The sequence below is a fragment of the Rhizobium sp. 01T417 genome (genome assembly GCF_056398905.1).
The window spans coordinates 1-2,190 of sequence record NZ_JBFTQH010000100.1 but is presented as its reverse complement, the minus strand read 5'-3'; the positions used below and the strand labels follow the sequence as shown (position 1 = coordinate 2,190).

Annotated in this window: 2 protein-coding genes and 2 pseudogenes; 2 read left to right on the top strand and 2 right to left on the bottom strand. The window is 58.2% G+C overall.

Annotated elements, in window-relative coordinates:
- Positions 1-164: pseudogene (locus AC1DPR_RS31620) on the bottom strand (helix-turn-helix domain-containing protein); the annotation flags it as partial.
- Between the two features lie 247 nt (positions 165-411).
- Here AC1DPR_RS31620 and AC1DPR_RS31615 point away from each other — a divergent pair.
- Positions 412-597 carry a hypothetical protein gene (locus AC1DPR_RS31615; RefSeq protein ID WP_018117079.1) on the top strand — a complete coding sequence of 62 codons (186 nt, stop codon included), beginning with the start codon at positions 412-414 and terminating at the stop codon, positions 595-597.
- A gap of 81 nt (positions 598-678) precedes the next feature.
- Here AC1DPR_RS31615 and AC1DPR_RS31610 read toward each other — a convergent pair whose 3' ends face one another.
- Positions 679-1,719: a LacI family transcriptional regulator gene (locus AC1DPR_RS31610; protein ID WP_477817982.1), complete on the bottom strand. Its 1,041-nt coding sequence runs from the start codon at positions 1,717-1,719 to the stop codon at positions 679-681.
- Positions 1,720-2,065: 346 nt separating this feature from the next.
- Between AC1DPR_RS31610 and AC1DPR_RS31605 the strand changes: the two are divergent.
- A pseudogene (locus tag AC1DPR_RS31605) lies at positions 2,066-2,190 on the top strand (sugar ABC transporter substrate-binding protein); the annotation flags it as partial.

Genomic DNA, 2,190 nt, shown 5'->3' with positions numbered 1-2,190 from the left:
TCAGTCCTTCCAGACCGCTGTCGTTATAGCGGCTGATGATCTTGTGACCGGTCTTGCGGGAGATGCCGAATTCGCGGCACAGCGCCGCTATCTTCTCGCCATCCAGAACCCGCGCAACGAATTTGAGACGCTCGTCCATGCGGTTGCACCTCCTGCCAAGGCACCTTCGCTCTCCTCGCAAAGGCCAAAAGTGTAACCCATGTCTCCGGTATGAACTGCCACCCCTCTCTCGGGAAGGACACTCAAGCCGCCCAGCACGTGCGCGTCTCTTGAATCGTTGGGCGTCCTTGTGAAGGCCATAGTAAATCCCACTAGGTCGCTGGTGACATTCTCCTACGGCACGCTCAACCGTTGATGTTGCCCTGGGTGCGGGCGCACCCTAGTATCTCCGTGCTTCCGGGATACGCCGCCGTGACCGATACGATCGCCCCACAACTGATATTCACTCTGAACATCGCGTGGGAAATCGCCTCGCAGGAGAGCCCGGACTATGACCTCGTCGTCTATTTCATCCAGCAGGCTCTTCGTGCAGCTCAAGAAGAGGCATTGCGACACGGCGTCATTGTCGATTTCGAGCAGAAATCCGAGCTTCAATAGGGTGTCCGCTTGCAGTAACCGCCGGAGTCACGAGGCTAAGGTCTACCGCGTAGCCAGTTGAGATCGAGTAGCAGATGTCATCTATTTTCCGGTACCGCCGGAGAAAGGCGGCTGCGGCGTTAGCAGCATCTGCAACTGGTCCATATCCGTCTCGCCGCTGATCCGTTTCCTCAGGATGCGGCCGATATGTTCGCCGGTGGCCGTAAGGTCCTCATAAATCGTTTCCACCTTCGGCTGGATGGCGGAAAGTAACTGCGAGGTCTGCTTGGCGACGATGTCGTATTCGACGCCAAGGGTGAGGCCGCAATCGCTCATGCCGGTGATCGTGGCAAGCGCGCACACTTCGCCGCCGCACATGAAGGCGTCGGGTGGATCGGCTTCGCGATGCCGTCGGGCGATACGGTCGCGAATCGCGCCCGCCGGATGATCGAGGTCGATCTCGGAGATAATCTCGTAGGCACAGCCGGCTTCGCGCACCGCGGTCATGAAGCCGTGCAGGATATGGCTGCCGAAGCTGAACTGCATCGGACCGCCGATCAAAGCGGGCTTACGACGCCCTTTGGCGATCAGCCGCTTGGTTGCCTCATAGGCGAACGTGAAATTGTCGTAGTCGACATAAGGATGCGGCGTGGAAAGTTCGGTGCGGCCATGGGTGACGAACGGAAAATTGTGCTCCATTAGCAGCCGCACGCGCGGGTCGAACGGTTCGGTGCGCGACATCACCAGGCCGTCGGCCATGTGATTGCGCATGATGTAGTTGACTGCCTCGATATTGGTCGTGTGCGGCAGGTTGGGCATGACGATCAGATGGTAGGTGGTGCCCTGCAAAGCAGCGGCGATGCCGGACATGATCGAGGTGCCGTAGCCGAGGATCTCCTCATGCGATTCAAGAAGGATGGCGATGACGTTCGTGCGGCCGGTCTTCAGGCGCTGGGCCGCTCGATCTGGGGAGTAACCGACCTGCAGCGCGATCTCCCGGACGCGCTTGCGGGTCTCGTGGTTGATGACCGGGTCGTCCGAAAGGGCTCGCGATATCGTCGTCACAGCAAGGCCCGCGATGTCCGCGATGGTGCGCAACGTCGGCTTGCCGCTCCTGCGGGTCACTCCGGTCGTGGGCGGCATTGTAATGCGAGACACGCTCGACTTTCCTCCAAAGCGTCGATTGGCCGGACACTAGCGCGATATCGGCGCCGAAAGCAATGCTATTATGGAAACGTTTTAAATAATCGGCTTCCGTTTTCCAAGCAATAGGGCTGTGTCTGAAAGACAAGTAAAAACAGGCAGTAAATGATACTGCCTCCGACAAAGAAAGGCGCGTCGCTACACTTGACTTGCTTATGTTTATAACGTTTTAAATTAACCCATGCGGCGTTCGCGCCGTATAAGTAGAGTCTTTCGCGCGGGGAGCGCAGGGGCTTTTTGACCGCGGATTTTCCGCTTTTGTGAACTTGCAAACCGGGAGGAAACGATGCGCAAGTTTTTGATGACGACAGCGTTGGTGACGATGAGTGTTGCGGGCTTGGGTGCTGCCAAGGCTGCGGATGTGAAGGAAGTGCAGATGCTGCACTGGTGGACGTCCGGCGGCGAGGCTGC